Annotated in this window: 16 protein-coding genes; 6 read left to right on the forward strand and 10 right to left on the reverse strand. The window is 62.7% G+C overall.

The features are described from left to right. Nucleotides 1-57 precede the first annotated feature (57 nt). Nucleotides 58-774: a GntR family transcriptional regulator gene (locus ABE456_RS20340; RefSeq protein WP_346645518.1), complete on the reverse strand. Its 717-nt coding sequence runs from the start codon at nucleotides 772-774 to the stop codon at nucleotides 58-60. A gap of 394 nt (nucleotides 775-1,168) precedes the next feature. Continuing rightward, a complete protein-coding gene (gene gabP / locus ABE456_RS20345; protein ID WP_346645519.1) occupies nucleotides 1,169-2,560 on the reverse strand; it encodes a GABA permease in 1,392 nt (463 codons plus the stop codon). A gap of 279 nt (nucleotides 2,561-2,839) precedes the next feature. On the opposite strand from gabP, the gene ABE456_RS20350 reads away from it, so the two are divergent. Then, a complete protein-coding gene (locus ABE456_RS20350) occupies nucleotides 2,840-3,178 on the forward strand; it encodes a DUF2892 domain-containing protein (protein WP_346645520.1) in 339 nt (112 codons plus the stop codon). Nucleotides 3,179-3,316: 138 nt separating this feature from the next. Here the strand turns inward: ABE456_RS20350 and ABE456_RS20355 are convergent, their stop codons facing one another. Together ABE456_RS20355 and ABE456_RS20360 are read right to left on the reverse strand one after the other, a co-directional pair. Continuing rightward, nucleotides 3,317-4,525: a hypothetical protein gene (locus tag ABE456_RS20355; protein ID WP_346645521.1), complete on the reverse strand. Its 1,209-nt coding sequence runs from the start codon at nucleotides 4,523-4,525 to the stop codon at nucleotides 3,317-3,319. 41 nt (nucleotides 4,526-4,566) lie between these two features. After that, complete coding sequence (locus ABE456_RS20360; RefSeq protein WP_346645522.1) at nucleotides 4,567-5,016, reverse strand: YcgN family cysteine cluster protein; 450 nt, start codon at nucleotides 5,014-5,016, stop codon at nucleotides 4,567-4,569. Between the two features lie 144 nt (nucleotides 5,017-5,160). Here ABE456_RS20360 and ABE456_RS20365 point away from each other — a divergent pair, with 144 nt between their 5' ends. Continuing rightward, entirely contained in the window at nucleotides 5,161-5,754 is a 594-nt protein-coding gene (locus ABE456_RS20365) for a nitroreductase family protein (protein WP_346645523.1), read from the forward strand. Between the two features lie 130 nt (nucleotides 5,755-5,884). Here the strand turns inward: ABE456_RS20365 and ABE456_RS20370 are convergent, their stop codons facing one another. The 4 genes from ABE456_RS20370 to ABE456_RS20385 form a co-directional block, all read right to left on the reverse strand. Beyond that, nucleotides 5,885-6,817, reverse strand: a complete 933-nt coding sequence (locus ABE456_RS20370; RefSeq protein ID WP_346645524.1) for a D-2-hydroxyacid dehydrogenase — start codon at nucleotides 6,815-6,817, stop codon at nucleotides 5,885-5,887. A gap of 2 nt (nucleotides 6,818-6,819) precedes the next feature. After that, nucleotides 6,820-7,113 carry a YcgL domain-containing protein gene (locus tag ABE456_RS20375; RefSeq protein ID WP_023630461.1) on the reverse strand — a complete coding sequence of 98 codons (294 nt, stop codon included), beginning with the start codon at nucleotides 7,111-7,113 and terminating at the stop codon, nucleotides 6,820-6,822. Further along, the gene (rnd, locus tag ABE456_RS20380) at nucleotides 7,110-8,243 is read right to left on the reverse strand and encodes a ribonuclease D (RefSeq protein WP_346645525.1); all 1,134 of its coding nucleotides are present in this window, start codon (nucleotides 8,241-8,243) and stop codon (nucleotides 7,110-7,112) included. Before rnd ends, ABE456_RS20375 begins: the two co-directional genes overlap by 4 nt. Nucleotides 8,244-8,439: 196 nt before the next feature. Next, nucleotides 8,440-10,077 (reverse strand): phosphoethanolamine--lipid A transferase, encoded by a 1,638-nt coding sequence (locus ABE456_RS20385; RefSeq protein ID WP_346645526.1) that lies wholly within the window; start codon nucleotides 10,075-10,077, stop codon nucleotides 8,440-8,442. A 252-nt stretch (nucleotides 10,078-10,329) separates the two neighbouring features. On the opposite strand from ABE456_RS20385, the gene ABE456_RS20390 reads away from it, so the two are divergent. Then, complete coding sequence (locus tag ABE456_RS20390) at nucleotides 10,330-10,566, forward strand: YdcH family protein (RefSeq protein ID WP_346645527.1); 237 nt, start codon at nucleotides 10,330-10,332, stop codon at nucleotides 10,564-10,566. 104 nt (nucleotides 10,567-10,670) lie between these two features. Here ABE456_RS20390 and ABE456_RS20395 read toward each other — a convergent pair whose 3' ends face one another. Further along, a complete protein-coding gene (locus ABE456_RS20395; protein WP_346645532.1) occupies nucleotides 10,671-11,852 on the reverse strand; it encodes an aminotransferase class I/II-fold pyridoxal phosphate-dependent enzyme in 1,182 nt (393 codons plus the stop codon). Between the two features lie 92 nt (nucleotides 11,853-11,944). Between ABE456_RS20395 and ABE456_RS20400 the strand changes: the two genes are divergently transcribed. Beyond that, nucleotides 11,945-12,406: an Lrp/AsnC family transcriptional regulator gene (locus tag ABE456_RS20400; RefSeq protein WP_346645528.1), complete on the forward strand. Its 462-nt coding sequence runs from the start codon at nucleotides 11,945-11,947 to the stop codon at nucleotides 12,404-12,406. Between the two features lie 55 nt (nucleotides 12,407-12,461). On the opposite strand, the gene ABE456_RS20405 is transcribed toward ABE456_RS20400, so the two are convergent. Then, nucleotides 12,462-14,792 (reverse strand): FdhF/YdeP family oxidoreductase, encoded by a 2,331-nt coding sequence (locus ABE456_RS20405; RefSeq protein WP_346645529.1) that lies wholly within the window; start codon nucleotides 14,790-14,792, stop codon nucleotides 12,462-12,464. A 349-nt stretch (nucleotides 14,793-15,141) separates the two neighbouring features. Between ABE456_RS20405 and moaA the strand changes: the two genes are divergently transcribed. Both moaA and ABE456_RS20415 read left to right on the forward strand, forming a co-directional pair. Next, a complete protein-coding gene (moaA, locus tag ABE456_RS20410; RefSeq protein ID WP_346645533.1) occupies nucleotides 15,142-16,146 on the forward strand; it encodes a GTP 3',8-cyclase MoaA in 1,005 nt (334 codons plus the stop codon). Nucleotides 16,147-16,166: 20 nt separating this feature from the next. After that, on the forward strand, nucleotides 16,167-17,066 hold the full coding sequence (locus ABE456_RS20415) for a bestrophin family protein (RefSeq protein ID WP_346645530.1): 900 nt from the start codon (nucleotides 16,167-16,169) through the stop codon (nucleotides 17,064-17,066). Nucleotides 17,067-17,163: the final 97 nt, after the last annotated feature.

Genomic DNA, 17,163 nt, shown 5'->3' on the forward strand with positions numbered 1-17,163 from the left:
CTAACCTGGATCTTGTTGTTGACGTGTGGTCAGCAGCGGCGGCCTGACCTGGGTAATTCATATCTGGATCGGTACATCCAACCCTTGTGGTGCGGCGTACTCGGCCATGCGCCGACGCGACAGCTCGAAATGCTCGCGCACCAGCTGGCCAGCGGCTTGCGGGTCGCGGCGCTCGATGGCCTGGATCATCTGTTCGTGCTGCTCGCAGGCCACTTCAAGGTCGCGCTGCATGTCATCGGTGGTTGGGTGGCGATAGAAGATCTTGCCCAGCCGGGTGTGGTCGATCAGCAGGCGACGCAGGCTCGGCAGCAGGTAGTCGTTGTGCGCCATCTTGCCGATTTCCAGGTGGAAGGCGTCGTTGTAGAGCACGCGGTTTTCCACGTCGCGCTCTTCGATGGCCTGGCGGAACTGGGCCTGGATGGCTTTGAGCACTTCGATTTCATCGGCACTGGCGTAGGTGGCAGCCAGCTGGGTGGTAGCAACGTAGATAAGCGGGGCGGCGACGTAGAAGCTGTGCAACGACTCGTGGTTCATGGCGGCAACGCGTGGCGCACGGTTGGCTTCCAGTTCGATGTAGCCTTCGGCGGCGATCTGGCGCAGCAGCTCACGCACTGGGGGGCGCGACAGGCCGAACTCGTCGCACAGGGCCAGTTCGTCCACCACCGCGCCCGGGGCCAGTTCCATGCTGAGAATCCGGCGGCGCAGTGCTTCGGCCAGGACGGCTTTGCGGTCCTGCGGCACTTCTGCGGCGAGTGGTTGGACGGTGGCTTTCATGGCGGCCTTCTTTGTTGTCATAGAGCTATGTCTACTATTTGTATAACGACTATAGGGTACTGTTAGACAATGTGTCTACAGCATTTTCGATGAACGGTGAATTCTATCTGGGCCTTTGTTTTAAAGGGTTCCAGAGGGCTCAGGGGTGGAATTAAACACCCTTGGGGCTGCATTGCCAAACCGGACAGGAAATTCGCCAGACAAGACAAATGCCTAAAATTTCACCGCCTGCTCGGGCCCTATCGCCGGCCAGCCAGCGCCCATAGGTACTACACAGGCCCTGAATGCTGTGAGGTCCCTGTGGGAGCTGGCTTGCCGGCGATGGGGCCAGACAGCGCAAACAAAAAAGCCACCTGCAGGCAGGTGGCTTCCTTTTTCATTCACACAAATCTGATCACGCGGTCGCCAAGGCCTCGCGCCGCGCATGCCGCTTGCTGGTAATCACCCCCAGCACCAGGATCACCAACGCCAACGCCAGGGTCAGCGACACCTCCATGCGGTGCTGAGGCATGACGAACATGGTGCCCAGGGCAAAGATGATGAAGCCGATCACTGCATAGGTCAGCCACGGGTACAGCCACATCTTGAAGGCGATCTCGACGTTCTGCCGCTGCAGGATGGCGCGCATGCGCAGTTGCGAGAAGGCAATCGCCAGGTACACCAGCAAGGCAATCGACCCGGAGCTGGCCAGCAGGAAGGCAAACACCTCAGCCGGGGCAAAGTAGTTGACGATGGTCGCCAACATGCCGATCAGCGTGCTGCCGATCACCGCCGCACGCGGCACGCCCACCTTCGAGGTGCGCTGGATGAAGCCCGGCGCATCACCACGTTTGCTCAGCGAGTAGAGCATTCGCGACGAAATATAGATCGACGAGTTCAGGCAGCTGGCCACCGCCACCAGTACCACCATGTCCACCAGCAGCTTGGCGTAGGGGATGTGCATGATTTCCAGAGCGCGCTGGTAGGAACCCTGTACCGGCAGCAGCGGGTCGTTCCACGGCACCACCGAGATGATCACGAAGATCGACAGCAGGTAGAACACACTGATACGCCAGATGACCGAGCGGGTGGCCTTGGCGATGTTGCGCGCCGGGTCTTTCGACTCGGAGGCGGCGATGGTCACGGCTTCGGTACCCAGGTAGCTGAACATGGTGGTCAGCAAGGCACCAATGATCGCCGTCCAGCCATTGGGCATGAAGCCGCCCTGCTGCGCCAGCAGCAATGGCAGGCCACTGACTTCCCGACCGGGCAATACACCGGCCAAGGCCGCGGCACCCAGGGCGATGAAGGCGACTATGGCGATAACCTTGAGCATGGCGAACCAGAACTCGAACTCACCGTACTTGGCCACGCTGAACAGGTTGGTGGCGGTAAGCAGCACAGTCATGCTCAGGGCGAAGAACCAGGCATCGATGTGCGGGAACCAGTTGTTGAGTACTACGCCAGCGGCAATGGCCTCGATGGGAATCACCAGCACCCAGAACCACCAGTACAGCCAACCGATGGTAAAGCCGGCCCAGCGGCCGATGGCGCGGTCGGCGTAGGTGGAGAACGAGCCGGTATCGGGGCTGGCGACGGCCATTTCCCCGAGCATGCGCATCACCAGCACTACCAATGCACCGGCCAGGGCATAGGCGACGATAGCCGAAGGGCCGGCCGCCGCAATGGCGTGCCCGGAGCCGATGAACAACCCGGCACCGATCACCCCGGCGATGGAGAGCATGGTCACATGGCGTTGCTTGAAGCCTTGCGCCAGCTGATTGCCGGCGCCACTCGCGCTTGTCATTGTCATCCTGATCCCTGCTTTTGTTTTCTTTGTGGGGGGACGTGAAGCTCCTGGATCGAAACCCAGCGTGGATGAGCTTCGCGCCCGGTCACGGTACGCCAGCGAGGGGGCAGTCAAGTTGACTGGATCCGCCAAGGACTTGACCATAAATGACATTGGCAACGCTCAAAGACGCATGGCAGAGCCCTGGATGCGACATGGGTTGCCGCTTGGCGACCCGAATGAACGCGAGCGGCGTGCTGCGAGTCAGCTGCTTACATTTCACATGGAGGGGTTGTCATGCTCGATATCCATTCCGCTGCGTCATCGCAGCACAATGTCCATGGACTGGAGCGAGTCAGTTCGTTGGCTGGGGGCGCGCTGATGTTCAGCAAGGGGCTGCGCCATGGCGGCCTGGTCGGGCTGCTGCAGATGGTGGTGGGTGGGCTGGCGGTGGCGCGTGGGGTCAGCGGCCATTGCTCAACCAAGGCCTGGTGGCAGCGGCATCGCCAGGAGTATCAGCGGTTGCATTCGGATATAGCACGCAGTGCGGCGGAGCTGGAGGCGTTGAAGGCCAGCGCCAAGGCGGCGACACGCGGGGTGACGGTGACTGGCAAGGACCCGTTGACTGGCAGTTGATTTTGCATTGCCTGTAATGGCCCTATCGCCGGCAAGCCAGCTCCGACAGAGGGCTCATGGCTCTAGCCATATCACTAGCCTGTACTGGCCTCTTCGCGGGCGTGCCCGCGAGGAGGCCAGTACAGGGGATAGAGAGGCCTAGCGCAGCGCCTTGCTCTGCAGCACTTCGGAGCGCCGCCCCAGCACGTTTTCGCTGATTTGCACGAAGTCTTCGGTGCTGACGCTAGGCAAGCGCATCAGCCCGCGCACCACATCGTCCAGCGAGCGCTTGGCCTGGGTGTGGATGCGGATTTCCTTGTCCAGCGCCTGCAGCAGCAGCACCCCGCGGGCCACCTGGGCCGGGCTGGCACGCTCGCCCTTGAGCCGGGTAACCTTGGCGCCTTGCTTGCTCAGGCGCGCCTGCCAGGCCTGGTAACGGTCATCGCTCACCCCGCCCGAACGGCGCAGCAACTCGCTGGCGTAGTAGTCGGTCAGGCTTTCCACCAGCCAGTCGTTGCCGTCGCGCCCATGGATCTGCGCAAACAACTGCACCACTTCGCGCAGCAGCGGGCTGCTGCCGTTCTCGCTTACCATCGGCCTGGCGCTGTGCAGGTATAGCGACCCCTGCGCCGCCATCGCCCCGCGCCACATGCCATCACGGGCACCGACCAGCAGCAGTTTTGGCGGGTTGCGTGGGAACACTGCCTGCAACTGCGGCCAGACAAAAGTCAGCAAGGTCAGGCTGTCCATACGCCGCATGCCCTGCCCCACCGGCGCGGCCACGGTCACCTCGGTATCACCCAGGCGGGCGCGGCGGCTGCCGAGGTCGCCGGCGAGCATCCAGCCAGTCGGGCGGTCGAACAGGCGCGAAACGTTATCGATGCGGAACTTGTCCTTGCCGATACGCGGCCAGGACGTCTCGATGCTTTTCCAGCCATCGGGCAGGTCGAACGCCAGGCGTGCCACCAGCTCGGTGCCATCCTGCTGGTCGAGGCGCGCAGGCGGCACCAGCTGGTCGCCGAGAAACAGCGCCCAGTGTGGGGTGATACGCGAGGAATAGGCACCGCTGGAGAGCTTCTGGTCCAGTTGCACACGGTAGCTGAGGCTGGTCTTGCCGGGCGCCGGCTGCCATACGCCGCGCTGGCCCTGCAACTGCCATTGGCCATCGGCCTGGAAGCCGCTGTAGGCCCCGGCCTTGCCCAGGTCGAAGTCCAGACTGCGCACGGCGCTGCCCTCGGCCAAGGTAACGCGGACTTCCGCCTGGCCACTGGCAGGCAACAGACGCACCTGGTAGTCGAGATCGACCTTTTTCGCCCAAGCCGGCGAACTGGCCATCAGGCCCAACAGCAACAACAGCGGGCAACGCATACAGAAACTCCTTGTTTCCCCGTGGCAGCGGGCTGCGCCGGTCAGCTGGCGCGAAAGATCAGATGGTCTTCCCAGTCGTCTTCGTCCACATCCTGCTCCCTGAGCATACGCCCCGACTGGGAAATGCGCTGTTCATGGACCTGCTGGCGATCGCCGCAGACCAGGTGATGCCAGGCGGGCAGGTCCTTGCCCTCGCTGACCAGGCGGTAGCCGCAGGTGCTCGGCAGCCATTTGAACTGGTCGGCCTTGCCCGGGGTGAGCTGGATGCAGTCAGGCACCTGGGCGAAGCGGTTGGGGTAGTCGCTGCACTGGCAGGTGTCGAGGTCCAGCAACTTGCAGGCGATACGCGTGTAATAGACGCTGTTGTCGTCCTCGTCCTCAAGCTTTTGCAGGCAGCACAGGCCGCAGCCATCGCACAGCGATTCCCACTCTTGCGGGTTGAGTTGTTCGAGGGTCTTGCGCCGCCAGAACGGCGCGTTTTCAGCGATCATTACACGGGTTTCCTGCATTCATCTTGGGGCCACGGCGCGCGGCGGCGCCAGTCTAGAGCCTGGGCTTCGGCAAAGCCAGACCGCTTGTCAGTCGCGACGGGACGCAGTAGCGTGCGCCTTTCCCGTCCTTTTGCAGGAGCAGCCATGAGCGCCAACCCCCGCATTGCCGATTACGCCATCAACGAACAGTTCATCAACCGCTGGTCGCCACGCGCCTTCACCGCCGAGCCGATCAGTGAAGAGACCCTGCTGAGCTTCCTCGAAGCCGCCCGCTGGGCACCGTCGGCGTACAACTCGCAACCTTGGCGCTTCCTTTATGCCCGCCGTGATACGCCGAACTGGGAGCGTTACCTGAGCCTGCTGGTGCCGTTCAACCGCAGCTGGGCACAGCAGGCGTCGGCGCTGGTGCTGGTGATTTCCAAGACCACCTTCGCCGCCCCGGGCGCCACTGAGGAGAAACCGGCACTGTGGCACACCTTCGACACCGGTTCCGCCTGGGGGCACCTGGCCCTTCAGGCCAGCATCAGTGGCTGGCATACCCATGGCATGGCAGGTTTCGACCAGGAACTGGCGCGTCAGGAGTTGAAGATTCCTGAAGGCTACGTGCTGCATGCCATGGTGGCGATCGGCAAGCTGGGTGACAAGGCCAGCCTGGACGAAGCTCTGCAGGCGCGTGAAGTGCCGAGCCCGCGCAAGCCGCTGAGTGAGCTGGCTGCTGAAGGTGATTTCAGCCTGTAAGCCTTGTGTCGTCGGTGCTGGCCTCTTCGCGGGTGAACCCGCTCCCACAGGGATTGCACAGCCCCCTGGAAATCTGGGGTAGCTGTGGGAGCGGGTTTACCCGCGAAGAGGCCAGTACAGGCAACAGCAATCAATAGCCCCGGGCGAAGTCCACTTCGCCACGCAACGCCTGCCCTGCCGCATACGCCCGCACATTCTCGACAAACAACCGCACCATCGCCGCCGGCGAGGTAGGTGCCGAGCTGTGCCCAGTCAGCAGTAACCCCCACGCGGTCCAGAACGGGTGCTGCTTGGGCAGCGGCTCCTGCCGGCACACATCGATCACCGCCCCCGCCAGATGGCCTTCCTTCAGCGCCTCGACCAGGTCTGCATCGACCACTGCCGCGCCACGCCCGGCATTGATGAACAGCGCCGTGGGCTGGAAGCACTTGAACAGCGCCGCGTCATACAGGTCGTGAGTGGCCGGGGTATCCGGCAGCAGGTTAAGCACGTAGTCGACCTGGCCAACCATGCGCGGCAGCTCGGCCAGCGCGGCCACCTCGACGAACGGCGCCTGTTCACGGGCGCTGCTGGCAACGCCGTACAGCACCACGCCAAACGGCTGCAGGAACTCGGCCACCCGCTGGCCAATGTCGCCGGTGCCGACGACCAACACCTTGCGCCCTTCCAGGCTGCAGCCCGGGCGGTCATCCCAACGCCGTTCCACCTGGCTGACCAGGCGCGACAGCACTTCGCGCTCATGGCCGAGCATGTAGGTAAGCATGTACTCGGCCATCACCTGGCCAAAGATGCCCACCGCACGGGTCAGGCGGTAATCACGCGGCAGGCCATCGGCCAGCAACGGCGTGATACCGGCCCAGGTCGATTGCATCCACTCAGGTTTGTGGCCCTGGCGCAGCAGGCTCGCCAGCAGGTCTGGCTGGCCCAGCCACACCGGGCACTGCGGTGCCTGGCGTGCCAGTTCGGCGGAGTCGCCACTGGTCAGGATTTCCACTTCAGGCGCGGCTGCGCGCAAAAGCTCGGCGTATCGAGCATGATCATGCTCAGCAATCAGTACGCGCATGATCAGGCCGGGTCGTTACGGCGCAGCAACTCTTCGGGCAAGTGCTCGATGTAGTCGTCATCCGGCGGCGGCATCTGCAGGTGGTAGCCCTGGTTGTCGAGGTTCTCCAGCACCTTGGCGATATCCTCGCGGGCCAGCTTGCGCTCGGGGCTGAGCACCAGGTCGAAGGCGTGCACAGGGGTGCCGAAGAACGGCAGCAGGCCTTCGGGTACGCGCTCCAGGCCGTCGGCCTTGAGCACGTACAGGTACATTTCGTTCTTGCGGGGGCTCTTGTAGATCGAGCAAATGCGTTTCATCGGGTCTCTCCGGCACCTGCCAGGTTGTCCAGCAGGGCCTGGCCCATGCGCTCACGGCGCCAGCCGCGCAGCGAATCGGGCAGTTGATAAGGGCCATTGGGGTAGCCGCTCTTGAGCAGCGCCTCCAGGGCTTTCTTGCGCAGCATCAGTTCGGGGGCTATCCCCAGGCGCTCGCCTTCGGCCTGGCCGATGGCACGTAGCTGCTTGAGGATGCCGGCGGCCTCGATCGGCAGCGGCTCGGGCAAGGCCTGTGGCCACTGTTCGGCAGGCAGGCTGGCAGCGCGCTTGATCAGCTGGATGAGGAACTCACCGTCCTGACGGATGGTGCGCGGGTGCATCTCGTCGATCTTGGCCAGCGCCGACAGGTTGTTCGGCTGGCTCTTGGCCATGGGCCACAACGAGTGCTCCTTGAGGATGCGGTTACGCGGCACATCGCGGTTGCGCGCTTCGCGCTCGCGCCAGGCGCACAGCTCACGCAGCACCGCCAATTGCTGGGGCGCCAGCTTCCAGGCCAGCTTGACGTCGCGGTACAGGCTTTCGGGCTCGACTTCGCGGCGCAACTGGGCGACCAGCTCGGCGCCGTCTTCCAGCACCCAGGCGTACTTGTCGTCAGACAGGCGCGGGCGCAGGGCGGTGAACAGCTCGGCCAGGTGCACGGCATCCTCGGCGGCATAGCTGACCTGGGTTTCCGAGAGCGGGCGCTGCAGCCAGTCGGAGCGGGTTTCGCCCTTGGGCAGCTCGATGCCCAGCACGTCCTGCACCAGGCGCGAATAGCCCATGGAGAAGCCCAGGTTCAGGTAGCCAGCGGCCAGCTGTGTGTCGAACAGCGGCTGGGGCAGTTTGCCGGTCAGGCGCAGCAACACTTCGAGGTCTTCGCTGCAGGCGTGCAACACCTTGACCACGCTGCTGTCTTCCAGCAGGTCGGCCAAGGGTTGCCAATTGTCGATCAGCAGCGGGTCGATCAGGAAGGCCCGCTGGCCGTCGCCGATCTGGATCAGCCCGGCTTTCGGGTAGAAGGTGTCGACCCGCATGAATTCGGTGTCGACGGCGACGAAGGGCAGATGGTGCCAGTCGCGGCAGTGTTCGGCCAGGCTCTGGTCGTCACGGATCCAGTGTATTTCGATGGCCACGAGGCTCTCCCACTAACATTGGCGCGCAGTATATACGGCGCGGGCACTGCTGGTGAAACCTGCGCCATCCTTGGAATAGATAAACGGTGCGTAAAGACCATTCGCGGGCACGCCCGCTCCCACAAGTACAGCGCACGCCTCAAGGGTAGCAGTGGGCTTGTAGGAGCGGGCGTGCCCGCAAATGGGTTTCAAACGATCAGCGCTTGGCCGCCAGCCAAGGCCGGCAGCTGGCGAACATGTCCAGCGACTGCTGATAGACCTCGGTGTGTACCTGCAACAGGCCGAGCATCGAGTGGAACAGGTTGTCCTGCGACAGCGGGGCATCGCTGAGCTTGGCCAGGCAGTCGGTGTCGACGCCGAAGTCCTCCTTGTAGCTGTCGGAGAACCAGGTCAGCAGCGGCACGTGCTTCTGCTGCTCGGGGGCAATGGCGTACGGGGTGCCGTGCAGGAACAGGTTGTACTCGCCCAGCGACTCGCCATGGTCGGACAGGTAGATCATCGCCGTGTCGACCTTGTCCTGCTTGCTGCGCAGGGTGTCGATCAGCGAGGCCAGCACCTTGTCGGTGTAGGCCAGGGTATTGTCGTAGCCGTTGATGATCTCCTGCTCGCTGCACTGGTCCAGCGCGTTGCTCTGGCACACCGGGCCGAAGCGCTGGTCGGCGCCTGGGTAACGCTTGAAGTACTCAGGGCCATGGCTGCCCATCTGGTGCAGCACCAGCACGGTGTCTTTGTCGAGGTTGTCGATCAGTTCATCCAGGCCTTGCAGCAGGATCTGGTCATGGCATTCGCCATTGGCGCACAGCTGCGGGTCGGTGAGGTTGCTGACATCGATGAACTGCACGCGGTCGCAAGTGCCCTTGCAGCCCGACTGGTTATCGCGCCACTGCACCGCCAGGCCGGCACGCTGAAGGATATCCAGCAGGCCTTCGCGGTTCTTCGCCACGCGGGCATCGTAGTCCTTGCGCTTCATGCCAGAGAACATGCATGGCACCGAGACGGCAGTTTCCGTGCCGCACGAGTGCACGTCGGAAAACGCCAGTAGGCCCTGCTCCTTGGCAAGATTCGGCGTGGTATCGCGGTCATAGCCCAGCACACCAAAATGGTCTGCCCGGGCACTTTCACCCACCACCAGCACGGTCAGCGACTTGCGCTCATGTTTTTGCCAGGCAACATCACGCTTGGCATCTTCGCCATAACTCTGGAACGGGCGCGATGCCGTACCGACGCGCTCGCTGACATAACCAATGGAGGCACCGACAATATTGCTAGGGGTAAGCATCAGGCGCAGTTCGTGGTGGTTGCGAAACAGCGACGACAGGCCCTGGTAGTTGACCAGCGCCACCGAACCCAGGGCCACTACGCAGGCACCGCTGACCACCAGCTTGCCCAGCAGCTCGCGGTGCCAGGGGCGATAGGCGATCCTGGCCTTCCACAACAGTATCGAAGGCAGCACGCCCAGCAGCAGGATATAGGCGGCAAACTTGAACGACATCAGGTCGCGCACTTCCGCAATATTGGTCTCTGCCATATTGCGGAACATACCGGCATCAATAAGTACACCGTACCGGTTCATGAAGTAAGCGACGCCCGCGCCACTCATGAACAAGATGATCAATAGCGGTTTCAATACATAACGGAAGGCAAACAGCGTCAGTATCAGGTTGAACGCGAACAACATCAGCATGGCGAACGCCAGGCTCAGCCAAAGCCCCGACAGGCCAGCAGGCACGACCTCTTGCAGGTGCCCCCAAAGGAACATGTTGAAGCCAATCAGCAGGTAAAGGCTGGCCAGCAGCGTGACCCATTCAGTCCGCAGGGATTTGAAGTTGAGCATCAGCGTTCGCAATCAAGAGTGATTATCAACCCCCAGGCCGTATGGCACCGTGGGAAAGTTGGGCGAACTCTAGAAAGCGCGTCATCAATTTTTTGTGAAAAAGTTGGTAACAATTTCGTGAAGGCGCGTGTTTTGGCGTTTAACTGCATTTCTTTCAGCTGCCGTTCAGCCGGAGCGCCGTCACCAGCCTGCGCAAAGGCGGCTATCCTCAGTGGTCAGGACCTTACCGACAACCCTGACAGAGGTGAAGAAATGCCAGTTCCGCATGATCTGCTCGCTGACCTGCACGTTACCGCTGAGAAATTCCAGGCGCTCATGGAAAAGGACCAGGCGCTGCATTCACTGCACAAGGAATACAACGCCAAGGACAAGGAGGTGGTAGCCGCCGAAGGCAACGGTACCAACGACGAGGCCGTCAACCGCCTGCGCAAGGAGCGGTTGCTGATCAAGGACAAGATCGAACGGATCATTCATCCGCCCAAATCCTGACCGGAATTCATTGAAGCTGCCGGCCTCTTCGCGGGTAACCCCGCTCCTACCAGGTACGCGGTCCGATGTTGGAGGGGTTTTACCCGCGAAGAGGCCAGCAGCCCTTACACAACAACCAGCGCGTTCAACGCCCCATCCAGGTCCTCGACCAGGTCGCGGTAATCCTCGATCCCCACCGACAAGCGCAGCAGGTTCTCGCTGATCCCCATCACGCCTTTCTGCTCCGGGCTCAACGAGCAGTGCGACATGCTCCAGGAGTGGTTGATCATGCTCTCCACCCCGCCCAGCGAGTCGGCCAGCACAAAGATCTGCAGCGCCTCCACCAGGCGGTTCAGTGCGGCGCGGTCGCCTTTCACCTTCATCGCCACCACCGCCCCGCCACTGCGCATCTGGCGTTTGCACAGCTCATGCTGCGGGTGGCTTTCCAGCCCTGGGTAATACACCTGCTCGACCTGCGCGTGGTTTTCGAGGAAGCGCGCCACCTGCAGGGCGTTGGCACACTGGCGCTCCATGCGTACATCCAGGGTTTTCAGGCCGCGCAGGGCCAGGTAGCAATCGAACGGCCCCTGCACCGCGCCAATTGCCATGCTGATACGGCGCAGGCGCGCCAGCAGCGCATCATTGGCCGCCACCACCACACCGCCGGTGAGGTCGGAGTGGCCGCCGATGTACTTGCTGGCCGAGTGCATCACCAGGTCCACACCCAGGGTGATCGGGCGCTGGTTCCATGGCGAGCAGAAGGTGTTGTCGATGCAGGTGAGAATGCCCCGCGCCTTGGCCAGGTCGCACACTGCCTTGATGTCGACCAGGTGCAGCAATGGGTTGGTCGGCGATTCGATCCAGATCAGCTGGGTTTCCGGCTTGATGGCGGCGGCGACCGCCTCGAGGTCGTTAAGGTCGACATAGGTGGTGGTCAAGCCCGAGGTGCGGCTGCGGTAGTCTTCGAGGATGCGGAAGGTGCCACCGTACACGCCGTTCATTACCACCACGTGGGCATCCTTGGGCAGCAGCTCCAGCACGGTCGCAGTGGCATTCACCCCCGAGGCGCAGGCAACCGCGCCCACGCCTTCTTCCAGGGCGGCGACACAGGTTTCGTAGGCATGCCGGGTGGGGTTGCCGACACGGCTGTAGGAGTATTCCGGCTTGTCGTCCAGGCTGCGTTTGGTGAACGAACTGGCGGTGACGATGGCCGGGAAAATGGCGTTATCGGCGACGCTGAACTGCTCGCCGGCGTGGATGGTACGGGTGGCGAAATTGCGCGGCTTGTCGGACATGGTCAGGCCCATTGGCAGAATTAAGGCTGCCACTATCGCACAACCCAAATCTTCTGGCCTTGGGGTAATCTGTGAAATATTTATCTGCACGGCCAGCGCGCAATATGGACAGTTTCGACCAGCACATTCTCACCCTGCTACAACGCGACGCCTCGATCTCGCTGAAGGACCTGGCCGAGGCCGTCAACTTGTCCAGCACGCCGTGCTGGAAGCGGGTCAAGCGCCTTGAGGAAGACGGCTACATTGTCGGCCGTGTCGCTTTGCTCGACCCGGAAAAGCTGGGGTTGGGGCTTACCGTGTTCGTCCAGCTCAAGACCCAGCGCCACGACAGCGCGTGGCTGGAGCAGTTTGCCACGACCGTGACCGGGTTCGAGGAAGTGATGGAGTTCTACCGCATGTCGGGGGACTGGGATTACATGCTGCGGGTGGTGGTGGTCGATATTGCGGCGTATGACCGGTTTTACAAAAAGCTGATTACCAGCACCGATGGGTTGTCGAACATTACCTCCAGTTTTGCCATGGAACAGATGAAGTACACCACGGCCTATCCGGTGAACCGTTCCTGACCGGTGCTGGATTCTTCGCGGGCTTACCCGCGAAGAGGCCAGCACAGGCTTCCCATCAATCCGAGGCCAGCACCGCCGCAATCCGGTTCCCGGCCTTGGCTTTCTCCACCTTGATCGCCACAAACTTCGAGGTCGGGGTATAGGTCCCCTCGCCATAACTCTCCAGCGGCACCAACGGGTTGGTCTCCGGGTAGTACGCCGCCGCCTGCCCTTCCGGCACGTCATAGGCCACCAGGCGGAACCCCGACACCCGCCGCTCCACGCCATCCTCCCACAACGACACCAGGTCCACCTGCTCGCCCGGCTCGAAGCCCAGGCGGCGGATGTCGGCCTCGTTGACGAACACCACTTCACGCAGGCCGAACACCCCGCGGTAGCGGTCGTCCAGGCCATACAAGGTAGTGTTGTACTGGTCGTGCGAACGCAGGGTTTGCAGGATCAGGTCGGGCTTGTCACCACGGGCCAGCACCTTGGCGTTGACCAGTTCCTCGGGCAGCGCGTGGGGCATGAAGCGGGCCTTGCCCGTGGCCGTACGGAAGTTGCGATCGGCGGCATTGTTGCCCAGGTGGAAGCCGCCCGGGCTATTCAGGCGTTCATTGAAGCCGGTGAAGCCGGGGATTACGTCGGAGATCATGTCGCGAATGCGGTTGTAATCGGCCACCGCATACTCCCAGTCGATCGGCTGGTTGCCCAGCGTGGCCTTGGCCATGCCGGCGATGATCCACGGCTCCGAGCGCATGTGCGGCGAGCGAGGGCGCAACTGGCCGTTGGAGATGTGCACCATGCTGAAGGTGTCCTCCACGGTCACGCCTTGCGGCCCTTCGGCCTGCAGGTCGATTTCGGTACGGCCCAGGCACGGCAAAATCAGCGCATCGCGGCCGGTAACCAGGTGCGAGCGGTTGAGCTTGGTGGAAATCTGCACGGTCAGCGCGCAGTTCTGCAGCGCCGCGTGGGTGCGCGGGGTGTCCGGGGTGGCCTGGGCGAAGTTACCGCCCAAGGCGACAAACACCTTGGCCCGCCCTTCTTCCATGGCCTTGATCGCCAGCACCGCGTTATGCCCGTGGGCACGCGGCACACGGAACTGAAAGCGTTTTTCGATGGCATCGAGCAACGCCGCTTTGGGTTTCTCGTCGATACCCATGGTGCGGTCGCCCTGCACGTTGCTGTGGCCGCGCACCGGCGACAGGCCGGCACCGGGCTTGCCGACGTTGCCACGCAGCAGTTGCAGGTTGACGATTTCCTGCACGGTCGGCACCGAATGGCGATGCTGGGTGACGCCCATGGCCCAGCACATGATGACCCGCTCGGCCTTGCGGTACATGCGTGCGGCCAGCTCGATCTCGGCCAGGGTCAGGCCCGATTGCTTGACGATGTGCTCCCAGGGGGTGGCGTCCACCGCCGCCAGGTAGTCATCGACGCCACTGGTGTGCTCGGCGATGAAGGCATGGTCGAACACCGCTGGCTCGCCCTTGGCCTGGGCTTCGCGCTCCCACTGCAGCAGAAACTTGGCGATGCCGCGCATGGCTGCCATGTCGCCACCCAGGGCCGGGCGGAAGTAGGCGCTGGAGGTCGGCTCGGAGCCGTTGCTGAGCATTTCGAACGGGTGCTGTGGGTGCTGGAAGCGCTCCAGGCCGCGCTCCTTGAGCGGGTTGAAGCACACCACCTGGGCACCGCGCTTGACCGCCTCGCGCAGCGGTTCAAGCATACGCGGGTGATTGGTGCCAGGGTTCTGGCCGATGACGAAGATTGCGTCGGCCAGCTCCAGGTCGTGGAACACTACAGTGCCCTTGCCCACCCCGAGGGTTTCCGACATGCCCGCGCCACTGGCTTCGTGGCACATGTTCGAGCAATCGGGGAAGTTGTTGGTGCCATAGGCGCGCACGAACAGCTGGTAAAGGAACGCCGCCTCGTTGCTGGCCCGGCCCGAGGTGTAGAACTCGGCCTCATCCGGCGACTGCAGCGCACGCAGGTGTTTGGCGACCAGTTCGAAGGCCTCTTGCCAGGTGGTTTCGACATAGTGGTCGGTGGCAGCGTTGTAGCGCATCGGGTGCGTGAGGCGGCCCTGGTATTCAAGCCAGTAGTCGGTCTGCTCCTTCAGCGCGCTGACGCTGTACTTGGCGAAGAATGCCGGGTCCACCGAGCGGCCAGTGGCTTCCCAGTTCACCGCCTTGGCGCCGTTTTCGCAGAACTTGACCATGTCGCTTTCCGGCGACTCGCCCCAGGCGCAGCCGGGGCAGTCGAAGCCGCCGTTCTGGTTGGTCTTGAGCATGGCCCGCAGGTTCTTGAAGGCGTTTTCGCTGCCCAGCCAACTCTTGGTCACGCTCTTGAGCGCCCCCCAGCCGGCGGCGGCGCCCTTGTAGTCCCTGATGTGTTCGTCCTGGCTCATGCGATGAATCCTCACGCTTCGATGCTTTTTTTCAGCCTATGGAGCGTGAGGTAGAGCCGTCCAATCGAAAGATCTTACGGCGTGATAAGCGGTGTCGATCATGGGCTGAAACCGCGTTGCGGCCTTCGCGGGTGAACCCGCTCCTCCAGGGATCGCACTGGTTCTGAATCTTGCGCCGTACCTGTGGGAGCGGGTTCACCCGCGAAACACGCGACGCAGTCCAGGCTTTGAACAGCCTGGCCTGCAGCCATGATAGAGGCCATCGATCAAGCAGTCGGACAAAGCAATTTGACGCCCCTGCGGCCAGGTTATAGCTTGGAGTTGTGTGCCAACCAATTCGAGCGCCAACGTGGAACAGAACAGCCGGGCCCTGATCGACGGCTTCAACCGGAAAATCGACTACCTGCGGATGTCGGTCACAGACCGCTGTGACTTCCGCTGCGTGTACTGCATGGCCGAAGACATGCAGTTTTTGCCGCGCCAGCAAATCCTCAGCCTTGAAGAACTGTTCCTGGTGGCCGAGCGCTTCGTCGCCCTCGGCACCCGCAAGATCCGCCTGACCGGCGGCGAGCCGCTGGTACGCCAGGGCATTGTCGACCTGTGCGGGCGCATCGCTGCCCTGCCCGGCCTGCGTGAGCTGTGCCTGACCAGCAACGGTTCGCAACTCGGGCGCCTGGCCCAACCATTGTTCGACGCCGGTGTAACGCGCCTGAACATCAGCCTCGACAGCCTGGACGCCGCACGCTTCAAGCAACTGACCCGCACTGGCGACCTGCACCAGGTAGTCGCCGGCATCGACGCCGCACGCCAGGCCGGCTTCAAGCGCACCAAACTCAACTGCGTAGTGCTCAAGGGCCGCAACGACCATGAGTTGGTCGACCTGGTGCGTTTTGCCATCGACCGCGAGCTGGACATCACCTTCATCGAAGAAATGCCGCTGGGGGTAATCAGCGAACATGAGCGCGGCGAGTCGTTCTGCTCCAGCGATGAAGTACGCGCGCTGCTGGCCGAACAGTTCACCCTGGTCGAATCGACCGAATCCTCCCAAGGCCCGGCACGTTACTGGCGCCTGGCCGAAGCGCCCAACACCCGGGTCGGCTTCATCTCGCCGCACAGCCACAACTTCTGCGCCACCTGCAACCGCGTGCGCCTGACCGTCGAGGGCCGCTTGCTGTTGTGCCTGGGTAATGAGCACTCGGTAGACCTCAAGCAAGTGCTGCGTGCCCACCCCGGCAACCCCGAACGCCTGGAAAAGGCCATCCGCGACTCCCTGCACCTGAAACCCTACCGCCATCACTTCGAAGTCGGTGGCGACGTGCAGATCCTGCGCTTCATGAACATGACCGGCGGCTGAGCGGCCGTCTCTGGATTTCCATGATCGTCCACCCCACCCCCGATGTGCTGCGTGTGCTGTTCACCCTGAAGGGTTCGATCGTAAAGCGCATTGCCCTGCGCTGCCTGATGGTTACCCTGCTGGCCGCGCTGATCGTGCTGGTCGAGCGCCACTACCCGGCGTTTTTCTACCCGGTCAGTGCCACGCCGTTCACCTTGCTTGGCCTGTCACTGTCGATCTTCATGAGCTTTCGCAACAACGCCTGTTATGACCGTTGGTGGGAAGGGCGCAAGGCCTGGGGCAAGCTGATTATCGAAACCCGCTCGTTCGTGCGCGAAAGCGTAGTGATCAACGATGAAAAACTACGCAGCGAGCTGCTGCGCAGCCTGTGCGGTTATGCCCATGCGCTGAATGCGCGCTTGCGCAACGAGGATGACCTGGCGGCCGCCCGCCCCTGGCTGGCCCGGCCCGAGGCAATCAGCCCGCACAATGTGTGCGATGCCATCTTGCGTGGGGTTGGCGCACAGTGCTCGCGGCTGGCTGAACAGCAGCAGATCAGCGATTGGCGCTACAGCCTGCTGGAACAACGGCTGGTGGGCCTGACCGAAGTGCAGGCCACCTGTGAGCGGATCAAGGGCACACCGCTACCGTTCCCCTATACGCTGTTGCTGCACCGCACCATCTACATCTTCTGCATTCTGTTGCCGTTTGCCCTGGCCGAGCCGCTGGGCTGGCTGGCGCCGCTGTTCACGACCATCGTCGGGTACACGTTCTTCGGGCTGGATGCGATTGGTAACGAGCTGGAAGACCCGTTTGGGCGGGATGAGAACGATTTGCCGACCGACGCCATGGTGCGGACTGTGGAGCGGGATATTTTGACGGGCTTGGGGGAACAGCAGTTGCCACCGGCGTTGTTGCCGGTTGGGTATGTGTTGAGCTGAGCATATGTGCTGCCCTGTGCCGGCCTCTTCGCGGGTAAACCCGCTCCAACAGGGACTGCACAAGGTTCAAGGCAGTGGTAATCCTGTGGGAGTGGGT

The organism is Pseudomonas sp. TWI929 (assembly GCF_039673335.1).
In the GTDB taxonomy this organism is placed as follows: domain Bacteria; phylum Pseudomonadota; class Gammaproteobacteria; order Pseudomonadales; family Pseudomonadaceae; genus Aquipseudomonas.